Raw genomic sequence first — 24,477 nt, 5'->3', positions numbered from 1 at the left:
GCTTGCATCCGGCCTGGGCTCTTTGAACCTGTCGAACGATCTGCGCATGGCGCTCCGTGAATCCATCAGGATGCACCTTTTCCCTGGGGCAAAGGTCATCAATGACCGCGAAGTGCGGGACCTTATGCCCGCACCAGCCCGTCGATCGTGCGGGCGCTGCGGGTCTCGGGGAAGAGCGTGGTCAGCGCGCGCTTGCCCTCGATCCCGAAATGGCCGCCCGCCGCGCTGGCGATGAAGGTGTCGAGATCGGTGGTCGGCTTCAAATCTCGGCCTTCGTAGAGCGCCGCGTCGCCAAGCCCCGGCCAGTCGGCGATCACGCGCCCGCCATTGACCGCGCCGCCCAGCAGCATCGCCATCGACGCGGTGCCGTGATCGGTGCCGCCGGTCCCGTTGACCTTCACCGTCCGTCCGAATTCGGTGGCGACCGCGACCATCGTGTTCGCCCAGAGCGGGCCCAGCCCGTCCTTCAGCGCCCCGATCAGCCCGTCGAGCCCGCGCAGCTGGGCCGCGAGCCGGCCGCGCTGCTGGGCGTGCGTGTCCCAGCCGCCGGTCTCGATCATCGCGATCCGCGAGCCATTGTCGGCGGCGAGGAGTTTCGCCGCGAGCGCGCCGTTGGCGGCGGCGTTGCGGCCATTGTCGGCGGCCATGTCGCCCGTGAGCATGCGCGTCGAGGTGGCCTGCTTCCAGGCGGCGTGGAGCTGGGGGTCGTCCTGATACAGGGTCGAGACGCGCGCGATCAGGTCGTCCGAGGCATCGGGGAGCGCGGTCGGCGCATAGCTCGCCACCTCGATCCTGCCGCGCAGCGCCATCGGGATGGTCGCGGCGATCGCGATCGCCTTGGCCTCGGCCGGCGGCAGCAGCGAGAGCATGCGGTTCAGCCAGCCGTCCTTGAGGCTGTAGGCCGCGCTCCCGCCGGTCTCGAGGACGTTCTGGCCGTCGAAATGCGAACGGTCACGATAGGGCGAGGCGATAGCGTGGACGAACAACGCCTGTTTGGCGGCGTGGAGCGCGGCGACGTTCGCGAGCGAAGGATGGAGCGCGAACATCGAATCGAGTTTGGGCGCGGCGGCGAAATCCTCCGCCAGGAGCCCGCGCTGAGCCGCGAAGGCGGGGTCGCCGACCGGCGCGAGCGTCGCCAGCCCGTCGGCGGCGCCGCGCTGGATGATGAAGACGAAGCGCCGGTCGGTCGCGGCGCTGGCAAACGCCATCTTCGCGCCGAGGCTGGTGCCGAGGAGGGTGATCCCGGCGGCGGTGACGAAGCTGCGGCGGTTCATCATGGCCTATCTCCGCATCATTTCGGGCGAGACCAGCATCAGCGCGACGCCCTGCCCCGGGCTCTCGGCGCGCGCGATCGATTGCGCGGTCGAGGCGCTGAGCGCGCCGGGGAAGATCTCGGCGGCGCGGCTGCGCGCATCGACCTGATCGCGCGTCCGTGCGGCGATCCGCTCGGCGGCCTCGACCCGGCGCATGATCGCATCGGGCCCCGCCCATGCCGGGGCGACATCGTCCCAGCCCGCGGGCGATCCGGACTGCCAGATCGGCTGGCCGAGCTGCTTCATCAGCCCGACCGCGGCGAATTTTTCCAGGTCGCGGGTGCCGAGCGCGCGCAGGCACGCGATGCTCCACTCCCAGGGCGTCTTGAACTTGAGCGGCTGCGGCGCCCAGCATTCGGGGGAGTCGATCAGCACACGGTAGAGCGCAGGCAGATTGCCGCCGGTTTCGAGGAAATTTCTCTCGAGCCGGGCGACCAGAGCAGGCGGCGGATCGTCGCCCGCGAAGTGGCGCGCGAGCTTGGTGGCGATGTGGCGCGCGGTCGCGGGGTGGGTGGCGAGATGGTCGAGCACCGCAGCCGCCTGGGCATAGCCTTGCTGCGGCCAGCTCTTGCCCAGGATCGTCCGCGTGCCGGGTTCGTGGAGGCGATCGGCGAAGGCGAAGTCGCCAGGATTGCCGGTCACGCCCATGCGCCGCGACTGCTGCCCGCGCACGAGCCCGGCGACCGTCCAGCCGGTCATCGCGCGGGCGAATTCGGTGACGTCGGCCTGGGTATAGCCGGTGCGGACGCCGAGCGTGTGGAGCTCGAGGATTTCGCGGGCCAGATTCTCGTTTAGGCCACCACGCTGGGCATTCATGCGCGGGCGCTGTGCGAGAAACTGGCCCGCCGGGCTTTTGGGCCCGATCGAATTGGCCTGATCGAGATAGAGCAGCATCGCCGGATGGCGTTCGACCGCGAAGAGCATGTCGCGGAAGCTGCCGAGCACATTGGGGCGGATCGCATCGAATTCGAGCTGACCGGCGAGACCGACGATGATGAATTTGTCGATCGAGACCGCAAAATGGTTCGCCCAGAAATGGACGAGGCGCTCGATGAAGGGCGAGGCGGTGTTGATCGCGGTGAGCGCGCGGGCGTTGACTGCGCCCGAATAGATGTCGCGGCCCTGCTGGCGCGCGAAGCGGCGCGCCTGGGCGACGGGATCGCGGGGGTCTTCCTGCCCCTGGGCGGGCTGCATCGCGGCGTCGCCCATCATCGCTTCGTCGCTCATGCGGGGTTGGGTGTAGCCGGCCGGGCGGTTATCGCCGCCCCGGCGTTCGCGCTGGGCCTCGCGGAGATCGACCAGATAGGTGGCGAGGTCTTCGGAAATGGCGCGGGTGGTGGGGAGCGCGGCGATGACCGCGGGCGCGGCATCGAAGCGGTCGAGCTGGCCGAGCAGCCAGCGGCGCGCGTCGATCCCGGTCTCGCCGGGACGCGCGCCGAGTCCGAAGCGGTTTAGCGCGGTGCTGGCGTCGGACATGACCGAGTCCCCTTGCGACTGGCACCGGACTACGCCCAGCCTGTCGCAAAACTATGTCAGGCGCACCGTTGGCCGCGCGCGGGCAACGCTCCGTCAGAAGCCTTCGGGCAGATCGACCGGGCCGACGACCCGTTCGTAGGAGCGGATCGCGTAGCGGTCGGTCATGCCGGCGATGAAGTCGGCGATGTGGCGGCTCCGCCGCGGTTCTTCGGCAGGGAGCGCCTCCCGCCACTCCTCGGGCATCAGCATGGGGTCGGCGGCATAGGCGGCGAAGAGCCCCGCGACCACGCCGTGCGCGGCGCGGGCCGCATCGAGCTGGCTGGGGTGGTGATAGAGATTGGCGTACATGAAGCGCTTCAACCCGCGTTCGGCATCGCGCATCTCGGGCGAGAAGCCGGCCAGCGCTTCGCCCGCGGCACGGACGTCATCGACCGACCGGACCCGCGCGGCGGCAACCCTGGCACGGGTAGTCTCGATCAGGTCGTTGACCATCGTCCCGATCTGCGCGCGGATCAGCTCGCCGATCAGCCGCTTGCGCGAGACTCCGGGGAAGCGCGCCTCGACCTTGCGCCACCCCGCCTCGATCATCGGCACCGCGAGCAGCTGATCGAGGCTCAGCAGCCCCGCGCGCAGGCCATCGTCGATGTCGTGATTGTCATAGGCGATATCGTCGGCGAGCGCGGCGACCTGCGCTTCGAGCGAGGGCCAGGAACCGAGCGCGAGCGGAAAGGCCGCGTCCGATTCGGCCAGCGCCCATTCGGGATCGGCGACCGGGCCGTTATGCTTGGCAAGGCCTTCGAGCGTATCCCAGGTCAGGTTGAGCCCGTCCCAGCCGGGATAGGGGCGCTCGAGCAGCATCAGCGTGCGCAGCGTATGGCCGTTATGATCGAAGCCCCCCAGCCCCTCCAGCGCCGCCTCCAGCGCATCCTCGCCGGCATGGCCGAAGGGGGGATGGCCGATGTCGTGCGCGAGGCAAAGGGCTTCGGTGAGATCCTCGTTGAGGCCCAATGCCCGCGCGATCGTTCGGCCGATCTGCGCGACCTCGAGGCTGTGGGTCAGGCGGACGCGGAAATGGTCGCCGTCCGGGGCCATGAAGACCTGGGTCTTGGAGCGCAGGCGGCGGAAGCCGGTCGAATGGATGATCCGGTCGCGATCGCGCTGAAAGGCATCACGCGACCCGCCGCGAACGGTCGCGGCACGTTCTTCGTGGAGGCGGCCACGGCTGGCTTCGGGAGTCGATGCCCAGGAAGCCTTGTCCGTCACTTCACCTCCAAACGATTCACCTTCTGGCCCGCATCGCTGGTGAAGGCATAGGCGTCAATCCCCGCCTTGCCGAGCGTGTTGACGAAAGCCTGCGCCTCGGCCGCGGTCTTGAACGGGCCGGTGAGGAGGCGGTTGGTGGCGCGGAGCGGGGTCCACCAGGCGCTGCGGCCGCGAAAGGCGGCGGGGGCCTGTTTGAGCAGCTTGCGCCAGGTGTCGGGGAGGCGGCGCTCGTCGGCGCCGATGCCGACCTGGACCCAGAAGCGCTTGGGCTCGGGGGGCGGCTTGGGTTCGGCGCGGCGAGCCGGAGGCGTTGCGGCGGGCTTGGCCGTGGCGGGCGCGGCTCGCGACGGTGCGGGCGCGGGCGCGGGCGCGAGCGCGGGCCTGGCCCGGACCGGGATCGGCGCCTCGGGCTCGTCGTCGGGCATCTCGAACGCGGCGAGCTCCTCGGGCGGGACGGTGATCCCGCCGACGATATTGTCGAGCACGCCATTATCCTCGCCTGGCCTGGCCGGTCCCGGCGGAGACGGACGTCGGGCCTCGGGAGCGACATCGGCGCCGAGGCCATAGCCGGTGCCGGTGGCGGGCACGCCGCGCTGCCCGGGGACGCGGCGCATCGTCGGCAGCGCGGGCGTGGGCGCGGCGACGGCGACCTGGACTGGCGCGGGCGTGGGCGTGGGCGTGGGCGTGGGCGGCGGTGTCGGCGCGGGGGTAGCGATCGGGAGCGGCTGGACCAGCGGCGCCTGGTATTGCGGCGGCGGGGGCAGCGGATTGACTTCCTCGGGCCGCGGAACCGGGCGCGCGGCGACGGGCGCGACAGCGGCGACCTGAACGGGCTGGTCGCGCCGCCCTCGCCGGCTGCGTGCCGGCGCGGGCGCGGGCGGAGGCGTCGGGGCCGCAACCGCCGCCGCGGCGACGGGCGGCGGCCCGCGTTCGGGGACATAGGGCGGCAGCTGCGGCGCGAGTTGCAGGTCGGCGCGGCGCCCGGGGGTGGGCGAAAGCTCGCCGAAATGCACCGCAAACGCCTTGTCCGCGACCGACAGCCCCGGCAGGCGGCGGAAGAATGGCCCGAGCGCCGCGCCCATATTGCCCGGCATCATGCTCTGCGCGATCCGCTGGGCGCCCTCGAAATCGCCCTGCATCGCAAGGATGAAGGCGCGTGCGCGCCACGCGGCGCGGTCGCTGCGGCGGAGCAACGGATCGAGCTCGCGCATCGCCTCGTCATATTTGCCGGTGATCCCGAGCGAGAGCGCGAGGCGGCGCACCGTCTCGTCGTCGCGGTCGCGCTGGAGTGCCGCGCGGTAATCGCGCTGGGCGAGCTGCGGCGCGCCGAGCAGGTCATAGGCGAGCCCGCGATCGACCAGATATTCGCCCATCGGCAACCCGCGCTGCTCGGCGGTCTGGAACAGCCGCAGCGCCTCGCCGGGCCGCTCCATCCGCACCAGCACCTGCGCGCGGCCCGCCATGATCCGCGGATTCTCGGGATCGATCTTCTCGGCGCGGGCATAGAATGCCATCGCCGCCGAGGTGTCGCCGAGCCGGGTGCTGATCGCGGCGGCGGAGAGCAAGGCCCGGAGATCGCGCGGGTTTTGCGTGAGGAATCGCATCTCGCTCGCCAGCAGATCGGCATCGGGATTGGTCGGCGGCGGCATCGGGACCGGCGCACCCTGGGTGGCGGCGGTCGGGTCGGTCTGCGCGAAGGCGGGGGCGCCCCCCAGCGAAGCCACGGCAAGCGCCAGTAGCGCGGGTGTTTGAAAGCGAATCCGGTTCATGCGTCCCCCAGCGTTAGCCTGTCTAACCCTGAACGCCGAATGACACACTCCCGCGGCTCGCCAGGGCGAGCCGCGGGAGCGCCAAAATGAAGCAGTTGTTACTGGTTGTTCTGGCTGCGCAGGAAGCGCGGGATGTCGAGCGGATCCTTGTCGTCATCGTCCGACGACTTGTTGCCGCCACGCGAGGCCGAGGCCATGCGCTCGAACAAGGTCCCGCCCGCTTTCTTGGCCGGCTTGGCCTCGGGCGCGGGGGCTTCCTCGGGCTCGGAGGTCAGCCAGCGGCGGCGGCTGCCGAATTCGGGCGGGCGGCCCTCATCGGCCGGCTCGTCCCCGCTCTCGGGCGCTTCTTCCGCGACTTCGCTCTCGGAACCGAGCACCAGCTCGTCCTCATCCTCGGGCTCGTCGCCGAAGGAGAGCGGAATCGGCGCGGGCGCCGCTTCGGCCTCGGGCTCGGCTTCCGCCTCGGGCTCATAGGGCTCGGGGATCGCGGGCGCCGCGACCTCGGCTTCGGGCTCGTCATCGAACGCGATCGGCTCGGGCTGCGAGAAGCCGGGTTCGGGCATCGGCTCCGGAACCGGCGCGAATTCGGTTTCCACCGGCGCGGGCGCCTCGGCGGCCGGACGGCGCGGGGTGGCGAAGGAGAAGACGCGCGGTGCCTCGACCGGGGCCGCGGCCGCCTGTGCGTCCGCATCGATGCCGGTCGCGACGACCGAGACGCGGATCTTGCCTTCCAGCTCGGGGTTGAACGCCGAACCCCAGATGATGTTGGCGTCGGGATCGACCAGCTCGCGGATATGGTTCGCGGCCTCATCGACCTCGAGCAGGCGCATGTCCTCGCCGCCGGTGATCGAGACGATCACGCCCTTGGCGCCATTCATGCTCACGCCGTCGAGCAGCGGATTGGCGATCGCCTTCTGTGCGGCGACCAGCGCGCGGTCGTCGCCCGCGGCCTCGCCCGTGCCCATCATCGCCTTGCCCATTTCCTGCATCACGGCGCGGATATCGGCGAAGTCGAGGTTGATCAGGCCGGGCATCACCATCAGGTCGGTAATGCCGCGCACGCCCTGCTGGAGCACTTCGTCGGCCAGCTCGAAGGCTTCCTTGAAGGTCGTGTTGGCGTTGGCGATCAGGAACAGGTTCTGGTTCGGGATGACGATGAGCGTGTCGACATATTTCTGAAGCTCCTCGATGCCCGCCTCGGCGCTCTGCGCGCGGCGCTTGCCCTCGAAGGCGAAGGGCTTGGTGACCACGCCCACCGTCAGGATGCCCATGTCGCGCGCCGCCTTGGCGATGACGGGCGCGGCGCCGGTGCCGGTGCCGCCGCCCATGCCGGCCGCGAGGAAGACCATGTGGACGCCCTGGAGCGCCTGCTGGACGCTCTCGATCGTCTCCTCGGCCGCCGCGCGCCCGATCTCGGGCCGCGAGCCCGCGCCGAGCCCCTGCGTGATCTTCGCGCCGAGCTGGATGCGATGCGCCGCCGTGGACTGTTTGAGCGCCTGCGAGTCGGTGTTGGCGACGAGGAACTCCACGCCCTGCACATCGGCGCGGATCATGTTCGCGATCGCGTTGCCGCCCGCCCCGCCGACACCGATGACGGTGATCTTCGGAGTGAGGTCATCCACCTCGGTGGGCAGGAAATCGATACTCATTGCCTGGTCTCCCTCGTGCGCCCGCGGCAAGGCGGACCACGTTTTATTTCAGAAATCTTTCTGCACCATCCATTGTGGTGACTCTAGCCGGAAAACTACAATATCCACGGGTTTCTTTTAATAATTCGATCGGAATGCGGCCATCAGGCGCCCCAGCACGGCACGCGGAGACGCACGCGTGACGAGCTGATGCTGCGGCTCGAGCGCGCGCAGGTCGATCGGGTCGGCCGCGGCGAAGCGCGCGAGGCCGGCGAGGGTCGAGAAGGCGGGGCCGCTATGCGCCTCGGGGAGCGCGACCAAGCCCTTGGGACGGCCCACTTTTACCGCGCTGCCGAGCAATTGCTGGGCATAGTCGGCGATGCCCTTGAGTTCGGCGCCGCCACCGGTGAGGACAATCTGGCGGCCGACCGGATCGGTGAAGCCGAGCCGCTTCAGCTCCTTCTGGATCTCAGCCATGAGTCGTTCGAGCCGCTGGCGGATCACCGCGATCAGCTGCGCCTTGGTGATGCGCTGGCCCTCGGCGCCCTCGTCGGGGGTAGCCGCGACGACATCGATCATGTCGTGATTGTCGCGCGGGGATATGTTGGCCGAGCCGTGGAAGCATTTCGTCCGCTCGGCCCAGTTGCGCGCGGTGCCGAAGGCGGAGGCGATATCGTCGGTGATGTCGGCCGAGCCCATCGGGATCGAGGCGAGCCCCGCGAGCACGCCGCCCGCGAACACGCTGACATTGGTCACACCCGCGCCGATCTCGACGAGCGCGACGCCGATCTCGCGCTCCTCCTCGCTCAGGCAGGCGAGCCCGGTGGCGACCGGGGCGGCGATGATCGAGCGGACCTCGAGATGCGCCGAGCGGACGCACAGATCGAGGTTGCGCACCGGCGAGCCCTCGGTCGCGACGACATGGATATCGACACCCAGCCGGTCGGCATGGAGTCCGAGCGGCTTCTTGACGCCTTCGAGCCCGTCGAGCGTGTAGCAGGTCGGCTGGGCGTGGAGCACCATCTTGCCCGCGGGATTGAGCGCGTCACGGCCGGCCTTGAGCAGGTCGTCGATGTCGCTCTGCTCGACCCGGTGCCCGCCCAGATCGGCCTCGAGCTTGACCACGTCCGAGACGAGACCCCCGGCGGAGAAGCTGACCCAGACATTCTCGATATTGGTCCCGGCGATGCGCTCGGCCTGCTCGACCGCCTCGCGGATCGCCAGCTCGGTCGAAGCCATGTCGGCCACATAGCCGCGCTTGACCCCGCGGCTCTCGCGCTGGCCGGTGCCGAGCACGACGAGCGAGCCATCGTCCATGCGCTGCGCGATCAGCGCCGAGACCTTCGACGATCCCACGTCGAGCGCGGTGATGAGACCTTCCGGTGCCGCCTTCGCCATTACCCCTACTCCTGCCCCTGTGACACATTGCCGGTCGATGTCGCCGCCGGCTGCGGCTTGGCGGCGCGGCAGCAGACGAACATCCGCTCCGGCACGCGCAGGTCGAACGACGTCTTGCCCTTGCCCAGCAGGCCGTCCTTCGCATCCATCTCCGCGAAGCGCCTGAGCGCGTCAGCGGCTTCCATTTCGCCTTCGGGCAGCATCAGCCGCTCGCCCGTGTCGAACACCAGGTCCCAGCGGCGGTTGCCGATCCAGATCGCCGCCTTGACGAGCGGCTTGAGCGCGGGGGCGGCGTCCATCAGCTTGCGCCGTGCCTCCTCCTGGTGATTGGCGTTGTCGCCGATCAGCAGCGGCAGATCGGGCATCGCCTCGCGCGAGACCGGCTCGAGCAGCGCGCCCTTGGGATCGATCAGCATCAGCTGGCCATGGTTCTGCCAGATCGCGGCCGGCTCGCGCTCGACGATATGGATGGTCAGCGTATCGGGCAGGCGGCGCGAGACGCGCGCATCCTCGACCCAGGGATATTGAAGCAGCCGGGCGCGCACCGCGGCGAGATCGACCAGCGGCATCGCGCGCGATTTCTGGTCGAGCGCCTGCTTGTAGACCGTCATCTGATCCATCCGCCTGAGGCCCGTAATGTTGATCTTCTCGAGCCGGAGCCCCGCCTCGCCAATCACCTCGGACGCGGCCGTGCCCGCCATTGCGGGCACTCCGAACCAGTTGGCCACGCCGAGCGCGACCACCCCCGTCACGCCGACAATGCTCCAGGTCGCCAGGCGCTGGAGCGTCGCCGGGGTGAAGGGCAAAGCGCCCATCAGCTGGTCGAGCATCCCCGGCTTGCGGCTGCGCCGCACCGCCTGCCTTTTCTTGGGCGGCGCGCGGCGCGGGGCCGGCTTGCGGGCGGGCTTCCTGCTCACGCGCCCGCCTCTCCCCGGTTCAGGGCTTCGACGACGATCTTTTCCACCAGATCGGCATAGCTCATCCCGACATATTTCGCCTGCTCCGGAACAAGACTTAAGGGCGTCATGCCGGGCTGGGTGTTGACCTCGAGCAGGAAGATGCCGTCGACGCCCTGGCTGTCGTCCCAGCGGAAGTCCGAACGCGACGCGCCCTTGCAGCCGAGCAGGCGATGCGCCTCGCACGCGATGCGCTTGCACGCCTCGGCGACATCCTCGGGAATGTCGGCGGGACAGACATGCTCGGTGAGGCCATCGGTATATTTGGCGTCGTAATCGTAGAAGCCGCTCTTGGGCTTGAGCTCGGTCACCGCGAGCGGGGTGTCGCCGAGCACCGCGGTGGTCAGCTCGCGGCCGCGGATAAAGGGTTCGGCGAGGAGTTCGTCGAAGTCCTGCCAAGGGCCCTTGGCCTCGCGGCTGATCGGATTGCCGTAATTCCCTTCGGTCGTGACGATCGCGACGCCCACCGACGAGCCTTCGTTGACGGGCTTGAGGACGTACGGGCGCGGGAGCGGATCGTGCTGGTAGAGTTCCTCCGAATGCACCATGCGGCCGCCGGGCATGGGGATGCCATGGGGCACCAGCGCCTGCTTGGTGAGCTGCTTGTCGATCGCGATCACCGAGGTGACGAGGCCGCTATGCGTGTAGGGGATGCCCATCAGATCGAGCATGCCCTGCACGGTGCCGTCTTCGCCCGGCGTGCCGTGGAGCGCGTTGAACACGACATCGGGCGCGACCCGGGCGAGTTCGGTCGCGACATCGCGGCCCATGTCGATGCGGGTGACGCGATAGCCGCGCGATTCCAGCGCGTCCGCGACGCCCTTGCCCGACATCAGCGAGACCTCGCGCTCGGCGGACCATCCGCCCATCAATACCGCGACGTGGAGCTGCTTCACTTGTTCACTCCCACGCGCTGAATCTCCCATTCCAGTTCGACGCCCGAATGCGCCCTGACCTTGTCGCGGACCTCCTCGCCCAGCGCCTCGATATCGGCGCTGGTCGCCTCACCGAGGTTGAGGAGGAAATTGGTGTGCTTCTCGCTGACCTGCGCATCACCCCGCCGCAGCCCGCGGCAGCCGGCGGCATCGACGAGCTGCCACGCCTTGTGCCCGTCCGGGTTCTTGAAGGTCGAGCCGCCGGTCTTGCTGCGCAGCGGCTGCGAGGCTTCGCGCGAGGCGCCGATCCGGTCCATCTCGGCCTGGATGTCGGCAGGCTCGCCGGGATTCCCACGGAAGGTCGCGCTCACCACGATCGCGCCGTTCGGCAACTCGCTGTGGCGATAGGTGTAACCGAGATCGGCGAGCTGGAGGGTGCGGCGCTCGCCGCTCCGCAGCACGACCTCGCACTCGACGAGGATGTCGCAGGTCTCGCGGCCATAGGCGCCGCCGTTCATGCGGACGAAGCCGCCGACCGTGCCGGGGATCGACCTCAGGAACTCCACCCCCGCGATGCCCGCATCACGCGCCTTTGACGAGACGAGGATGCCGCTGGCCCCTCCCCCGCATTTGAGCGTCAGGCCATCGGTCTCGACGGTGGCGAAGGGCTTGCCCAGCCGCACCACGACGCCGGGGACGCCGCCGTCGCGAACGATCATGTTCGAGCCGAGCCCCAGCCCCATCACCGGAACCGCGGGATCGAGCGCGAAGAGAAAATTGGCCAAGTCGTCGATATCGGCGGGCTCGAACAGCCATTCCGCCGCGCCGCCGCTCTTGAACCACACCAGAGGCGCGAGCGGCGCGCCATGGGTGAGCTTTCCGCGCACCGGGGGCATGGCGTAGCAAGTGCTCACGACCTCACCCCCCAACCGTTCGTGCTGAGCTTGTCGAAGCACTGCCCTTCCCTTTCGAGCCGGTCGAAGAAGAAGAACAGCCCTTGGACAAGCTCAGGGCGAACGGAGGTTGATACGCGGGTCATGCGTGCACCTTCGCTTCGGCAATCGCGCCGGCGAGGTTCGCGGCCCATTTCGTTATATCGCCCGCGCCGAGGCACACGACCATGTCGTTCGGCTGCACGGTTTCCGCGAGCAGCTTCGCCAGTTCAGCGGCATCCGCCACCGAAGCCGCCGCGCGATGCCCGCGCCGCTTGATACCCTCGACCAGCGAGTCCGCGCTGACGCCCTCCACCGGCGCTTCGCCCGCGGCATAGACGGGGCTGACGAACACCATATCGGCGTCGTTGAAGGCCTGGGCGAAGTCCTCCATCAGATTGCCGAGGCGCGAGTAACGGTGCGGCTGCATCACCGCGATCACGCGCCCTTGAGCGGATTCCCGCGCCGCGGAAAGGACCGCGCGGATTTCGACCGGGTGATGGCCGTAATCGTCGATGATGGTCACGCCATCGACTTCCCCGACCTTGGTGAAGCGGCGCTTGACGCCCCCGAACTTGGCGAAGCCGCGCTGGATGGTCGCGTCGGCAATGCCCATCTCGAGTGCCACGCCGACCGCGGCGAGCGCGTTCTGGACATTGTGGCGGCCGGGCATCGGCAGGTCGATGCCCTCGATCGTCCGCGTCGATCCGTCACGTTCGCGAACGATCGCGTCGAAGCGGTTGCCGCCGGGATAGGGGGTGACATTGGTCCCGCGCACATCGGCGCTGGCGGCGAAGCCATAGGTGACGATCCGGCGGTCGCGGACGCGCGGAATGATCGCCTGCACCTCGGGATGATCGAGGCACAGCAACGCCGCACCGTAGAAGGGGACATTCTCGACGAACTCGACGAAACAGTCCTTCACCTTCTCGAAGCTGCCGTAATGGTCGAGATGCTCGGGATCGATATTGGTCACCACCGCGATCGTGCCGTCGAGCCGCAGGAAGCTGCCGTCGCTCTCATCGGCCTCGACCACCATCCAGTCGCTCGCGCCGAGCCGGGCGTTCGAGCCGTAGGAGTTGATGATGCCGCCGTTGATCACCGTCGGATCGACTCCGCCTGCATCGAGCAGGGCGGCGATCATCGAGGTGGTGGTCGTCTTGCCGTGCGTCCCCGCCACCGCGACGGTGGACTTCAATCGCATCAGCTCGGCGAGCATCTCGGCGCGGCGGACCACGGGGATGCGGCGCTCATAGGCCGCCTCGACCTCGGGATTGGTGCGGACGATCGCGGTCGAGACCACGACCACTGCCGCGTCGCCGATATTCTCCGCCTTGTGGCCGATCTCGACGGTGATGCCGCGGTCGCGCAGGCCTTGGACGACATAGCCTTCCGCCACGTCCGAGCCCTGAACCTTGTAGCCGAGATTGTGCATCACCTCGGCGATGCCCGACATGCCGATGCCGCCGATGCCGACGAAATGGATCGTGCCGATGTCGGTCGCGACACCCTTCATGCGCCGGAGACCTTTGCGAAGGCGGGGCTGCCGCCGAGATTGGAGGATTGCTTCGCCGCGCGGCGGATGCCGATCGGCGCGGTGGGGGCGTGGATCGACTCGACCAGATCGGCAAGGTCGCGCGCCGCATCGGGCCGGCCGCAGCTGCGCGCGCGCGCGGCGGCATTTTCGAGGCCGACCGTATCGAGACCGAGCTTCTGGATCTGCTTGGCGAGTTCGGTCGCGGTAAAGCTGCGCTGGTTGATCGTCCGCGCGCCGCCGGCATTGGTGATCTCGCGGGCATTGGCGGTCTGGTGATCGTCGGTCGCGCTCGGCAGCGGCACGAGGATCGCGGGGCGGCCCGCGGCGGTCAGCTCGGAGATGGTCGAGGCCCCTGCCCGCGCGATCACGATATGCGCCCAGGCGAGATGCTCGGGTAGGTCGGGTAGGTAGGTGGCGATCTCGGCGGGGATGCCGTGGTTGAGATATTTCTGGCGGACTTCCTCGATATCCTCGACGCGCGCCTGGTGCGTCACCTGCATCCGGCGGCGGAAATGGACCGGGAGCAGGGCGAGCCCGTCGGGCACGACCTGCGACAGGATCGAGGCGCCCTGGCTGCCGCCCGTCACGAGGACGCGGAAGATGCCGTCCTCCTCGAGCAGCGGATAGGGCCGGTTGCGCAATTCGAGCACCTGCTCGCGCACCGGATTGCCGACGAGGTGCGTCTTGGCCTTCCAGCTGTCCTTGAGCCGCTCGACATCCTCATAGCTGGTCGCGATCGCATCCACCTTGTCGGCGACATAGCGGTTGACGCGGCCGAGCACGGCGTTCTGCTCGTGAATGATCGTCGGAATGCCCGCGCTGAAGGCGGCGAGCAGCGAGGGGAGCGCGGGATAGCCGCCAAAGCCGATCACGCAGCTCGGCTGGATCTCGCGATAGAGCTTCTTGGCCATCGAGCGCCCGGCCATGACGTTGCGCGCGGCGCGCAGCCAGCCCATCGGCCCGCCACCGAGCCTTCCGGCCGGAAGCACATGCGTCTCGACATCCTCGAACAGCCCCGGGAAGCGCACGCCGCGGTCGTCGCTGACCAGCGCTACATGGTGGCCCCGCTCGGCCAGCTCCGCCGCCAGCGCCGCCGCGGGCACCATATGCCCGCCGGTGCCTCCGGCTGCGAGAACATAGCTGCGCGTATTCGTCATGTGCCGCTCCACCGCACGGTATAGGGAGAGCGCTTCAGATACGGATTTCGGCGGGTGAAGGCGAGCAAAAGCCCCATGCCGATCGACAGCGCCACCATCGACGACCCGCCATAGGAGATGAAGGGCAAGGTCATGCCCTTGGAGGGGGCGAGGCCGGTATTGACCGCCATGTTGATCACCGCCTGAATCCCGAATTGGGCCGCAAGCCCGGTCGCGGCGAGCAGGCGGAACGCGTCCTCCTCGTCGAACAGCTTGAACAGCACCCGCGCAATGATCGCGACATAGAGGCAGGCGATCGCGGCGCATGCCAGGAGCCCGAACTCCTCGCCGATCACCGAGAAGATATAGTCGGTATGCGCCTCAGGAAGCTTGAACTTGACCTGGCCGCTGCCCGGGCCGGTGCCGAACAGGCCGCCGGCGGTCAGCGTCTTCTCGGCCATATCGGTCTGGTAATGCTCCGCGAGCGCCTTTTCCTTGTCGGGCCACAGGAAGCTGTCGATGCGGATGCGCGCGGTATCGTAGAGGAAATAGGCAGCGATCACGCCGGTCATCGCCGTGCCGATCAGCCCTGCGATCATCGCCGGCGAGATGCCGGAGACGACGAGCAGGATGATCCAGACGGTGCCGAACACGATCGTCTGGCCGAAATCTGGCTGCATCATCAGGAGCACGCCGACCAGGCCGGTGAGGCCGCCGGTCACAAGCAGCATCAGCGTCATCGGCAACTCTGCATCGCGCGCGCGGAACGACAGGATCCAGGCGGTCGAGACGATGAACAGCGGCTTGAGGAATTCGGACGGCTGGAGATCGGAGACGCCGAGATTGATCCAGCGGCGCGCGCCGTTCACCTCCGCGCCGACAAAGGGGACCAGCATCAGCAGCAACAGGAAGATGCCCGCCCCGATCAGCGCAGCACGCCGGGCGAAGGTGACGGGGAGCATCGAGACCAGGATCATCACCGGCACCGACACCGCGACCCACACCAGCTGGCGCCAGAAATAGAAGAGGTCGGCGACATGGTGCGTGCCGCCCGAATAGCGCCGCGCGCTGACCGGCGAGGCGGCGGCGACCGCGACCAGCCCGATCGCGATCAGCAGCAGCACGAGCAGAAGGAGGACACGGTCGACCTCCCAGAACCACATGCCGGTGGCGGATTGGTTGCTGCGCATCAGCTGGTTGCCGCCGGTACGCCGCATCACGCGGGGCGCATCGGGGACCTCGACGCCTTCGGCCTCGTCGCTCACAGCGCCGCCACCGCATCGCGGAAGGCCTGGCCCCGCGCCTCATAATCGCGGAACTGGTCGAACGACGCACAGGCCGGGGAGAGCAGGACGGTGTCGCCCGGCGGGGCGTGCGCAGCGGCGCTCTTCACCGCGGCTTCGATCGTGCCACTGCGCTCGACCGGCATTTCGCCTTCGAGCAATTTCGCGAACATCTCGCCCGCCTCTCCGATCGTGTAGGCACGAACGATATTCGGGAAGCCGGGGCGGCAGGCGTCAAGCTCGTCGCTCTTGGCGCGGCCGCCGACGATCCAGTGGATGCGGTCGAACGCCTGGAGCGCGGGGGCGGTCGACTCCGCGTTGGTCGCCTTGCTGTCGTTGACGTAGCGGACGCCGTTCTTGACCGCGATGATCTCCATCCGGTGCGGCAGCGCCTTATAGGTCTCAAGCCCGCGGTCGATCGACGCGGTGTCGATCCGCAGCGCCTCGCACGCGGCGATGGCGGCGAGCGCGTTCTGGGCGTTGTGCGGCCCCTGCAGCGCGGGCCAGCGCGACTGATCCATGCAGAAGCCGGGGGCGATCTTGGTCAGGTCCTCGGAGCGGCCCGAGCGCGCGAGCTGGCTGGCGATCTCGGCCGATGGCGCATCGGCGATCGAGATGATCGCGGCATGGCCCTTCGATTGCATCTCGAACAGGCGCGCCTTGGCGGCGGCGTAACCGGCGAAACCCGAATCATAGCGGTCGAGATGGTCGGGTGTGATGTTGAGCAGCACCGCGACGTCGCAGTCGAGGCTGGCGGTCAGGTCGATCTGGTAGCTCGACAGTTCGAGCACATAGACCCCGCCTTCGGCGAGCGGCTTCTCGGCGAGGATCGGCAGGCCGATATTGCCGCCCGCGAGGCTCGGCAGCCCCGCGGTGCGGCAGATATGGTCGATCAGCGCGGTGGTGGTCGATTTGCCGTTGGTGCCGGTGATGCCGACCACCTTGTGCGGCGGCAGCCCGGCGCGCGCCTCGGCGAACAGCTCGATATCGCCGATCAGCCGCGCCCCCCAGCTGCGGGCATGCGCCGCTATCGGGTGGCAGTTGATCGGCACGCCGGGGGAGACGATCACCGCGTCGAACCCAGCCAGATCGATCTCCAGCGGATCGGCGAGCTGCGCGCCCTTCACCTGCGCGCGCGCCGCCTCGCTCGTATCCCAGGCCACCACCTCCGCCCCGCTCGTGACGAGCGCATCGACGGTGGCGATGCCAGATCGCGCGAGCCCCAGCACCGCATAGCGCTTGCCGCGGAAAAGGGGGGACGTGATCATCGCAGCTTGAGCGTGGCCAGCCCCGCGAGCGCCAGCACGAAGGCGATGATCCAGAAGCGGATCACCACGGTCGGCTCGGACCAGCCCAATTGCTCGAAATGGTGGTGGATCGGCGCCATCTTGAACACGCGCTTGCCGGTCCGCTTGAAGAAGAAGACCTGGATGATGACGCTCAGTGCCTCCATCACGAACAGCCCGCCGATGATGCCGAGCACCAGCTCGTGATGCGCGACCACCGCGATCGTGCCGAGCGCACCGCCCAGTGCCAGCGAGCCGGTGTCGCCCATGAACACCGCCGCCGGGGGCGCGTTGAACCACAGAAAGGCAAGCCCGGCCCCCACCATCGCGCCGCAGAAGATGGCGAGATCGCCAGCACCCGGCACGTGCGGGATGCCGAGATAGGTGGCGAACTTCACGTTGCCGGCGAGATAGACGATCATCATGAAGGCCAGGCTGGCGATGATCACCGGCATGGTCGCGAGCCCGTCGAGCCCGTCGGTCAGGTTCACCGCATTGCCGAACGCCACGATCGTGAAGGCGGCGAACAGGATGTAGAAATAGCCGAGATCGGGGTGGAGCCAGCTGAAGAAGGGCACATAGAGATGCGTGCCGTTCTGGCTAGTGATGATCCAGGCGGCGACCCCAGCGATGATGAATTCGCCGAGCAGCCGCATCTTGCCGGAGACACCCTTGACGCTCGCCTTCCGCACCTTGTCGTAATCGTCGAGGAAGCCGATCATCCCGAAGCCGAAGGTGACGAACATGCACGCCCAGACATAGGGGTTGCTCAAGTCCATCCACAGCAGCAGCGCGAGCATCAGGCTGGTGAGGATCATCAGCCCGCCCATCGTCGGCGTGCCGCGCTTGGCGAGGTGGCTCTGGGGGCCGTCGTCGCGGATCGGCTGGCCCTTGCCCTGGCGGATGCGCAGCCAGCCGATGAAGCGCGGCCCGATGATCAGCCCGATCAGCAGCGCGGTCGCGACGGCGCCGCCAGTGCGGAAGGACAGGTAACGGAAGAGATTGATGACCCCCGGGAAACCCAGCCAGTCCGCAATGAGATAAAGCATTAGGCGGGTGCCCTTTCCGCCAGCGCCGCGACCACATTGGAGAGCCGGACGCCGTTCGACCCTTTGATGAGCACCGCATCGCCCGGTCCCAACATATCGAGCAGATGGTCGCGGGCGGCGGTTGCGTCGGGCACATGGACGAAATCGACATGGCCCTCAAGCGCATTTGCGAGCGGTTCCATCAGTTCGCCGACCAGGATCAGATAGTCGAGCCCGGCGGCTTCGATCGGGCCCGAAAGCTCGGCGTGGAACGCCTCCGAATGCTCGCCCAGCTCGCGCATCTCGCCGAGCACGGCGATCTTGCGCGCGGCCTGCTCATGGCCGAGCACTTCGAGGGTGACGCGCATCGAGGCGGGGTTGGCGTTATAAGCCTCGTCGATCACCAAGGCCTCGCCGCCGGGCACGGGCACGAGGAAACGCGCGCCGCGCCCGGTAAGCCCGCCCAGTTCGGCGAGCGCGAGCCCGGCGAGTTCGAGATCGGCGCCCGCGGCGACGACCGCCGCCAGGATCGCCATTGAATTCGAGACCCAGTGCGCGCCTGGCTGCGAGATGGTGAAGCTCAGTTCGCGCGCGCCCAGCCGCGCGGTGACGAAGGTCCCGCCGAGCTTGGTGCGCATCGTCTCGATCGCGCGGACATCGGCGCCTTCGCCAAGACCGAAGGTGACGATCTTCGCGGCGTAAGGCCTGGCGGCTTCGATCAGCCGGTCGCGATGCGGGCTGTCGAAGGGGATGATCGCGGTGCCGCCGCACTCGAGACCCTGGAAGATCTCCCCCTTGGCGTCGGCGATCGCGCTTTCGTCCTTGAAGAAGCCCATATGCGCAGGTGCGATGGTGGTGACGATCGCGATGTGCGGGCGAACGAGGCGGGTCAGCAGGGCGAGCTCGCCTTCATGGTTCATCCCCATCTCGAACACGCCGTAGCGCGTATTGCGGGGCATCCGGGCGAGGCTGAGCGGCACGCCGGTGTGATTATTGTAGCTCTTGACCGAGCGATGCGCATAGCCCGGCTCACCACGGTCGAGCGCGGCGAACAGCGCTTCCTTGGTGCCGGTCTTGCCCGCCGAACCGGTGACGCCGATCACGACGCCCTCCATCCGCCCGCGCGACGCGGTGCCGAGCGCGTTCAGCGCCGCCATCGTGTCACGCACCATAACGTGCGGGTGCGGCGTGTGGGAGTGAACGACCGCACCCGCAGCCCCGCTCGCAAATGCCTGGTCGAGAAAGCGGTGACCATCGGTCGCCTCGCCGCTCAATGCCAGGAACAAGTCGCCGGGACCGACCTCGCGGGAGTCGAACGTGACCCCCGAAACCTCGAATTCTTCGGACGCGGTGCCGCCGGTAGCGGCCGCGATCTCATCGGATGTCCAGAGCCTCATGCCGCGCACTCGCGCGCGACGCTGACATCGTCGAACGGCAGAATCATGTCGCCGACGATCTGCCCCTGCTCATGTCCCTTGCCCGCGAGCAGGACGATATCGTCCGGCCCCGCCGCCGCCACTGCCGCCGAAATCGCCGCGCGGCGGTCGCCGATATTCTGGGCGCCGGGCACGCCCTTGAGGATCATCGCGCGGATCGCCGCCGGGTCCTCGCCGCGCGGATTGTCGTCGGTGACGATCACCAGATCGGCGCCCGCAGCGGCCGCCTGCCCCATCAGCTCGCGCTTGCCCTGATCCTTGTCGCCGCCCGCGCCGAAGGCGAGTATCAACCGGCCCTTCACATGCGGCTTGAGCGCCGCGATCGCGGCGTCGAGCGCGTCCGGCGTGTGGGCATAATCGACATAGACCGGCGCGCCGTTCGCCTTGATCACCGCCCGCTCGAGCCGCCCGCGCACCGGCTGGAGCCGCGCGAGATTGGCAAGCGTCGCCGCGACATCGCCGCCGGTCGCGATCACCAGCCCCGCGGCGGTTAGCGCATTGGCGGCCTGGTAAGCGCCGATCAGCGGCAGATTGACCTTGTGCTGCCGGCCCTCAGCCTCGATCACCAACCCCTGTCCGAGCAGGGTGGGATCGCGCGATACCAGCCGCAGCGTCTCGCCATGCTCGCCGACGGTGACGAGCTTGTTGCCCCGCGCCCGCGCCAGATCGATCACGCGCTCACTATTAGCGTCATCGACCCACACGACGGCCGTCCCGTCGGGATCGAGCACATCGGCGAACAGCCGCAGCTTGGCGTGGAAATAGGCGCACATATCGCCGTGATAATCGAGATGGTCGCGGCTCAGATTGGTGAAGGCGGCGGCCTGAACCGGCAGCCCTTCGGTCCGATATTGCGACAGGCCGTGCGAGCTCGCCTCGAATGCGACATGGGTCACGCCCTCGCGCGCCAGCCCGGCGACGTTGGAGAGGAAGGTGACGATGTCGGGTGTGGTCAGCCCGGTCGAGACCTGCTCGTCGGCGGTCGTGACGCCGAGCGTTCCGATCGAGGCGGCGTGGTGCCCCGCCATCCGCCAGAGTTGGCGGGTCATCTCGACGGTCGAGGTCTTGCCGTTGGTCCCCGTCACCGCGACCGCGGTGCCCGGAAAGGGCGCGAAGAATTTGGCGGCCAGCCGGGCAAAGCGTTCGCGCGGGTTGTCGTCGGCGATATGCACCGCGCCCTCGACCACCGCATCGGGGCCCGCGACGACCGCCACCGCCCCGGCCTGCACCGCCGCGGGGATGAAATCCTCGCCGTTGAACTTCGCGCCCGGAAACGCACCGAACACCGTGCCTGGGGCAACCTTGCGGTGATCGATGGCGAAGCCGGTGACGACCGCTTCCCCCAGCCCGTCTTCCAACCCGCTGAGCCTCATCGATCCGAAGCCTCCGCGGTGCCGGGGCGGTGCCAGACCAGGCCCAGCAGCTGCGAGACGTCGACATCGCGCTGGGTATCGGGGAGCACCCCGAGCAGCGGGCCGGTGCGCGCGATCACGCGGCGGACGACGGGGGCCGCGGTCCAGGCGGCGGTGGTGCGGGGGACGCGGGCATTTGCCTTGGGCGAATCGAGCATGGCGACCACCACATAGCGCGGCGCATCCGCCGGGAAAGCCGCCGCGAACGTCGAAACGTTGCGACTCTTGTCGTAACCACCACCCGCCGCCGCCTCTGCGGTGCCCGTCTTGCCGATGACGCGATAGCCCGGCGCCTCGCCGTTGCGTCCCGTGCCCTGGAGCACGATCATCCGCAGCAGCTGGCGCATACGGTCGCTGGTTGCCTGCTGGAGCACGCGCTCGCCGGGCGACGCTTTGCCCGGATCGACGCGGAACAGCGTCGCCGGACGCCAGATCCCGCCATTGACGAGCGCGGCATAGGCGCTGGCGAGATGGAGCGGCGTCACCGCGATGCCATGGCCGTATGCGGCGGTCATCACGGTGATCCGGCCCCAGTAACTCGGCCAGAGCGGGCGTGCGCCACCCTCGATCTCCAGCCCCTCGCGCTGGTCGAAATGGAGCCGGCGGAACATGTCCTGCAGCTTGTCCGCGCCCAGCTCGTCGGCGATCCGCGCGGTCGCGATGTTCGAGGAATAGATGAGCGTTTCCGGGATGTTGAGCCAGCGGAACTGCTCGTCGCCGGGATCGTCATGGATCTTGAACCGCCCGACCTCGAGCGGCTTGGTCGCGTCGAAGCGGCGTGACATCGAGGTGATCGTGCCGCTGTCGATCGCCGCCGCCACCGCGATCGGCTTGAAGGTCGAGCCGAGCTCATAGACGCTTTGCGTCACATTGTTGCGCGGCGGCGGACCCTGGATCGCATTGGGGTTGTAGCTCGGCAGTGAGGTCATCGCGACGATCTCGCCGGTATCGACATCGAGCACGACGCCCGCCGCGCCCTGCGCCTGCAGGTCGGTCATCGCGGTGGCGAGTTCGTTCTCGAGCGCGCCCTGCACGCGGACATCGATCGACAGCGCGATCGGCTTCATCCGGTCGGGCCCGGTCAGCCGCGTGTCGAGCAGTTTCTCCATCCCCGCCACGCCGTGGCCATCGGCGCCCAAATAGCCGAGCACATGCGCCGCCATCGTCGATTGCGGATAGAGGCGGTCGGGCTCACGCATCAGCTCGATGCCCGGATTGCCGAGTGCATTGGCTTGCTTCACCAGCTCGGGCCGTGCGCGGCGCTTGAGCCAGGCGAAGCTCGATCCCGAATTGAGCAGCGCGAAATATTGGCCGGCATTCTTCTCGGGGAAGAGCTGCGCGAGCTGCTGCGCAAGCACTCCCTTGTCGCCGATCACCTGGTTGGGGTGGATCGCGATCGACCAGCCCGAAATCGTCTGCGCGAGCGGCTGGCCGTTGCGGTCGACGATATCGCCGCGCGGCGGCAGCCCCGCGAGCGGGTCCTGCGCCGCCGCCGGGGTCGCGGCGAAGGCGAGCACCGCGAGCCGCACCAGGATCGCGAACATCGCCGCGCCGAAGATCATCGCCAGCACCGCGAGCCGCACCTGCGCGGCCTCGACCAGGGCCTTGCGGGCGCCGCCCGGCCGGCGCGCCCGCGCCGATGGGGCGACGAGAACGGTCAACGCAGCGCCTGGCGCTCGGAAGCCGCACTGCGTTCGAGATCACCCATGGTGGACGAGCTCAGCAACTGACGCCGATCGACCATCGCCACCGCGCGTTCCATGGGACGCGCACCGCTCTGGGGCTGGGCCTGGGCGGTCGCGGCGGGATCGCGGCTCGTGAGCGCGGCGGTCTCGGTCTGGGCCCGCGGCGCGCCCGTCGGCACGACCAGCGAGGCCTGTTCGATCTTCGCCTCGCCCTCGTCGGGCACGCGGTCCAGATCGGCCAGCGCGGTCTCGCCGGCAATGAACTGCTGCGGCGCGGGCGCGGCCATGCCGAGCCCCCCGCCCTCGCCATTCGCGTTCCAGCGCTCGAGCTGGGCAAGGTTGGCGCGGGTCGAGAATTCGGTCTCGAGGTTGCGGATGCCGCGCTTCGCATCGGCGATGCGGACGTCGAGCTGATGCAGCCGCGCGCGCTCGGCGGCGCCCTGCGACATCACCATATAGCCGCCCAGCGCCACCGTCAGGCTGACCGCGAACCACCCCAACCCTCTGAAGCCATACACAGCCATCACTTCACTCCTTCACCCGCCCAGGGGGACGCGGCCGTCCGCCGGGCAACACGCAATGTCGCGGAGCGCGCGCGGGGGTTGCGCGCCAGCTCCGCCTCGCCCGGGCGCACGGCCTTGGCGGGGGTCTCGAAACTCGGTTCGGCCTTGGCGGCCGTCATGGGGCGGTGGCGTGATCCCGCGGGTTCGCTGCCCGACCGCTCGCGCAGGAAGCGCTTCACCAGCCGATCCTCGAGGCTGTGGAAGGTCACCACCGCCAGCCGCCCGCCGGGCTTGAGCACGCGCTCAGCCGCCGCCAGCCCTTCCGCCAACTCGTCGAGCTCGCGGTTCACATGGATGCGGATCGCCTGGAAGACCCGCGTCGCCGGGTCCTTCTTGTCGTGCGGCTTGTGGCCCAGCGCCTTGCGGACGACGTTCGCCAGCTCGGAAGTGCGGGTCAGCGGGCGCGCCTCGACGATCGCCCGCGCCACCCGGCGCGAACGCGGCTCCTCGCCATAATGATACAGCACGTCGGCGATCTCGCCCTCATCGGCCTCGTTGACGAAGTCGGCCGCGCTCATCCCTTCGCCAGACATGCGCATATCCAGCGGTCCGTCTGACTGGAAGCTGAAGCCGCGCTCGGCCCGGTCGAGCTGCATCGACGAAACGCCGATATCCATCGTCACGCCGTCGACGGGCGCGAAGCCCCGGGCGCCCAGTTCACTCTCCATCGCGGAGAAGGGCGCCTCGATCAGCGTCAGCCGGTCATTGGCGGCGAAGCGAAGTAGGCCGCCCTCGATCGCACGGGGGTCGCGATCGAAGGCGGCCACCTCGGCACCCCGCTCGAGGATAGCGTCGGTGTAGCCGCCTGCTCCGAAGGTCGCATCGACATGGCGCTCGCCGGGCACGATGGCGAGGCCGTCGATGACTTCATCGAGCAGCACGGGGATATGGGGCTGGGCGGAAGCGGCGGTCACAGCTTGACGCCCTTCTGGTGGAGGCAGAATTCGCAGAGTTCGCGGAGTTCCTCGAAATCATGGCCCTGGGCCTTCAGCAGCACCTCGGGCGACCAGATGTCGAAGGTCTCGCCGCTGCCGGTGAAGAAGGCCCAGCGCGAAATCTGGCCCTTGGCGCGGAAGAAGGGCGGGATCACGAAGCGGCCGCTGGCGTCGAACGGGGCACGTTCCACGACGCCAAAGGCGCGGCGCTTGATGCGCGATTCCCCGCCATCGCCGTCGAAGGGCGATGCGGTGGGGCTATCGATGCGGTTGAACTTCTCGACCGACCAGCTGAGGTCGTGGACCGAGAGGCACGGATCGAAGGGGTGGCGGCCGACGACGATCGAGCGGACGTCCGAGTTGCGCTCGACGGCGGCGCGAAGATCGGCGGGGATCGCGACGCGACCCTTCTCGTCCACCGATTGCAGCGCGTACCCCTCGTACAGCTCCACCGAACCCGTCCCTGAGTTCGGGCACGCCCTCCCCGCCCCGCAGAACGACGAATCGCCAGCGGCTTCACATCAACGGTGAAAAGGGTCGCGCCCCGACCTTAACCATGCGTGTTT

The 24,477-nt window shown here is 68.7% G+C and carries 20 protein-coding genes; all 20 read right to left on the bottom strand.

Features of this window, described 5'->3' with window-relative positions:
• Positions 1-122: 122 nt before the first annotated feature.
• The 20 genes from OF829_RS09915 to OF829_RS09820 all read right to left on the bottom strand — a co-directional run bounded on the left by OF829_RS09915 (position 123) and on the right by OF829_RS09820 (position 24,363).
• Positions 123-1,277 carry a DUF1501 domain-containing protein gene (locus OF829_RS09915; protein ID WP_264939849.1) on the bottom strand — a complete coding sequence of 385 codons (1,155 nt, stop codon included), beginning with the start codon at positions 1,275-1,277 and terminating at the stop codon, positions 123-125.
• A 3-nt stretch (positions 1,278-1,280) separates the two neighbouring features.
• Positions 1,281-2,789 carry a DUF1800 domain-containing protein gene (locus tag OF829_RS09910; RefSeq protein WP_264939848.1) on the bottom strand — a complete coding sequence of 503 codons (1,509 nt, stop codon included), beginning with the start codon at positions 2,787-2,789 and terminating at the stop codon, positions 1,281-1,283.
• A gap of 93 nt (positions 2,790-2,882) precedes the next feature.
• Complete coding sequence (locus OF829_RS09905) at positions 2,883-4,052, bottom strand: deoxyguanosinetriphosphate triphosphohydrolase (RefSeq protein WP_264939847.1); 1,170 nt, start codon at positions 4,050-4,052, stop codon at positions 2,883-2,885.
• Positions 4,049-5,776, bottom strand: a complete 1,728-nt coding sequence (locus OF829_RS09900) for an SPOR domain-containing protein (protein ID WP_264939846.1) — start codon at positions 5,774-5,776, stop codon at positions 4,049-4,051. Before OF829_RS09900 ends, OF829_RS09905 begins: the two co-directional genes overlap by 4 nt.
• Positions 5,777-5,919: 143 nt before the next feature.
• On the bottom strand, positions 5,920-7,470 hold the full coding sequence (gene ftsZ, locus OF829_RS09895; RefSeq protein WP_264939845.1) for a cell division protein FtsZ: 1,551 nt from the start codon (positions 7,468-7,470) through the stop codon (positions 5,920-5,922).
• 117 nt (positions 7,471-7,587) lie between these two features.
• Positions 7,588-8,847, bottom strand: a complete 1,260-nt coding sequence (gene ftsA, locus OF829_RS09890) for a cell division protein FtsA (protein WP_264939844.1) — start codon at positions 8,845-8,847, stop codon at positions 7,588-7,590.
• A gap of 5 nt (positions 8,848-8,852) precedes the next feature.
• Positions 8,853-9,764 carry a cell division protein FtsQ/DivIB gene (locus tag OF829_RS09885; protein WP_264939843.1) on the bottom strand — a complete coding sequence of 304 codons (912 nt, stop codon included), beginning with the start codon at positions 9,762-9,764 and terminating at the stop codon, positions 8,853-8,855.
• A complete protein-coding gene (locus OF829_RS09880) occupies positions 9,761-10,699 on the bottom strand; it encodes a D-alanine--D-alanine ligase (RefSeq protein ID WP_406701419.1) in 939 nt (312 codons plus the stop codon). The genes OF829_RS09885 and OF829_RS09880 overlap by 4 nt, the downstream gene beginning before the upstream one ends.
• A complete protein-coding gene (gene murB, locus OF829_RS09875; RefSeq protein ID WP_264940182.1) occupies positions 10,696-11,574 on the bottom strand; it encodes a UDP-N-acetylmuramate dehydrogenase in 879 nt (292 codons plus the stop codon). Before murB ends, OF829_RS09880 begins: the two co-directional genes overlap by 4 nt.
• A gap of 139 nt (positions 11,575-11,713) precedes the next feature.
• On the bottom strand, positions 11,714-13,126 hold the full coding sequence (gene murC, locus OF829_RS09870; protein ID WP_264939841.1) for a UDP-N-acetylmuramate--L-alanine ligase: 1,413 nt from the start codon (positions 13,124-13,126) through the stop codon (positions 11,714-11,716).
• Positions 13,123-14,304, bottom strand: a complete 1,182-nt coding sequence (gene murG, locus OF829_RS09865) for an undecaprenyldiphospho-muramoylpentapeptide beta-N-acetylglucosaminyltransferase (protein ID WP_264939840.1) — start codon at positions 14,302-14,304, stop codon at positions 13,123-13,125. Before murG ends, murC begins: the two co-directional genes overlap by 4 nt.
• Entirely contained in the window at positions 14,301-15,500 is a 1,200-nt protein-coding gene (locus OF829_RS09860; protein ID WP_264940181.1) for an FtsW/RodA/SpoVE family cell cycle protein, read from the bottom strand. Before OF829_RS09860 ends, murG begins: the two co-directional genes overlap by 4 nt.
• A 44-nt stretch (positions 15,501-15,544) precedes the next feature.
• A complete protein-coding gene (gene murD / locus OF829_RS09855; protein WP_264939839.1) occupies positions 15,545-16,834 on the bottom strand; it encodes a UDP-N-acetylmuramoyl-L-alanine--D-glutamate ligase in 1,290 nt (429 codons plus the stop codon).
• Positions 16,831-17,901, bottom strand: coding sequence for a phospho-N-acetylmuramoyl-pentapeptide-transferase (mraY, locus tag OF829_RS09850; RefSeq protein ID WP_264939838.1), 1,071 nt, complete (start codon positions 17,899-17,901; stop codon positions 16,831-16,833). The genes murD and mraY overlap by 4 nt, the downstream gene beginning before the upstream one ends.
• Complete coding sequence (locus tag OF829_RS09845) at positions 17,901-19,277, bottom strand: UDP-N-acetylmuramoyl-tripeptide--D-alanyl-D-alanine ligase (RefSeq protein WP_264939837.1); 1,377 nt, start codon at positions 19,275-19,277, stop codon at positions 17,901-17,903. The genes mraY and OF829_RS09845 overlap by 1 nt, the downstream gene beginning before the upstream one ends.
• Positions 19,274-20,689: a UDP-N-acetylmuramoyl-L-alanyl-D-glutamate--2,6-diaminopimelate ligase gene (locus tag OF829_RS09840; RefSeq protein WP_264939836.1), complete on the bottom strand. Its 1,416-nt coding sequence runs from the start codon at positions 20,687-20,689 to the stop codon at positions 19,274-19,276. Before OF829_RS09840 ends, OF829_RS09845 begins: the two co-directional genes overlap by 4 nt.
• On the bottom strand, positions 20,686-22,389 hold the full coding sequence (locus OF829_RS09835) for a peptidoglycan D,D-transpeptidase FtsI family protein (RefSeq protein WP_264939835.1): 1,704 nt from the start codon (positions 22,387-22,389) through the stop codon (positions 20,686-20,688). Before OF829_RS09835 ends, OF829_RS09840 begins: the two co-directional genes overlap by 4 nt.
• On the bottom strand, positions 22,386-22,937 hold the full coding sequence (locus OF829_RS09830; protein WP_264939834.1) for a hypothetical protein: 552 nt from the start codon (positions 22,935-22,937) through the stop codon (positions 22,386-22,388). Before OF829_RS09830 ends, OF829_RS09835 begins: the two co-directional genes overlap by 4 nt.
• Positions 22,937-23,890: a 16S rRNA (cytosine(1402)-N(4))-methyltransferase RsmH gene (gene rsmH, locus OF829_RS09825; RefSeq protein ID WP_264939833.1), complete on the bottom strand. Its 954-nt coding sequence runs from the start codon at positions 23,888-23,890 to the stop codon at positions 22,937-22,939. The genes OF829_RS09830 and rsmH overlap by 1 nt, the downstream gene beginning before the upstream one ends.
• Positions 23,887-24,363, bottom strand: coding sequence for a division/cell wall cluster transcriptional repressor MraZ (locus OF829_RS09820; protein ID WP_264939832.1), 477 nt, complete (start codon positions 24,361-24,363; stop codon positions 23,887-23,889). Before OF829_RS09820 ends, rsmH begins: the two co-directional genes overlap by 4 nt.
• Positions 24,364-24,477: the final 114 nt, after the last annotated feature.

It is taken from the genome of Sphingomonas caeni (assembly GCF_026013415.1).
Lineage (GTDB): Bacteria > Pseudomonadota > Alphaproteobacteria > Sphingomonadales > Sphingomonadaceae > Sphingomonas > Sphingomonas caeni.
The sequence above is the reverse complement of the archived record's forward strand: the minus strand, read 5'-3'. Positions and strand labels throughout refer to the sequence as shown.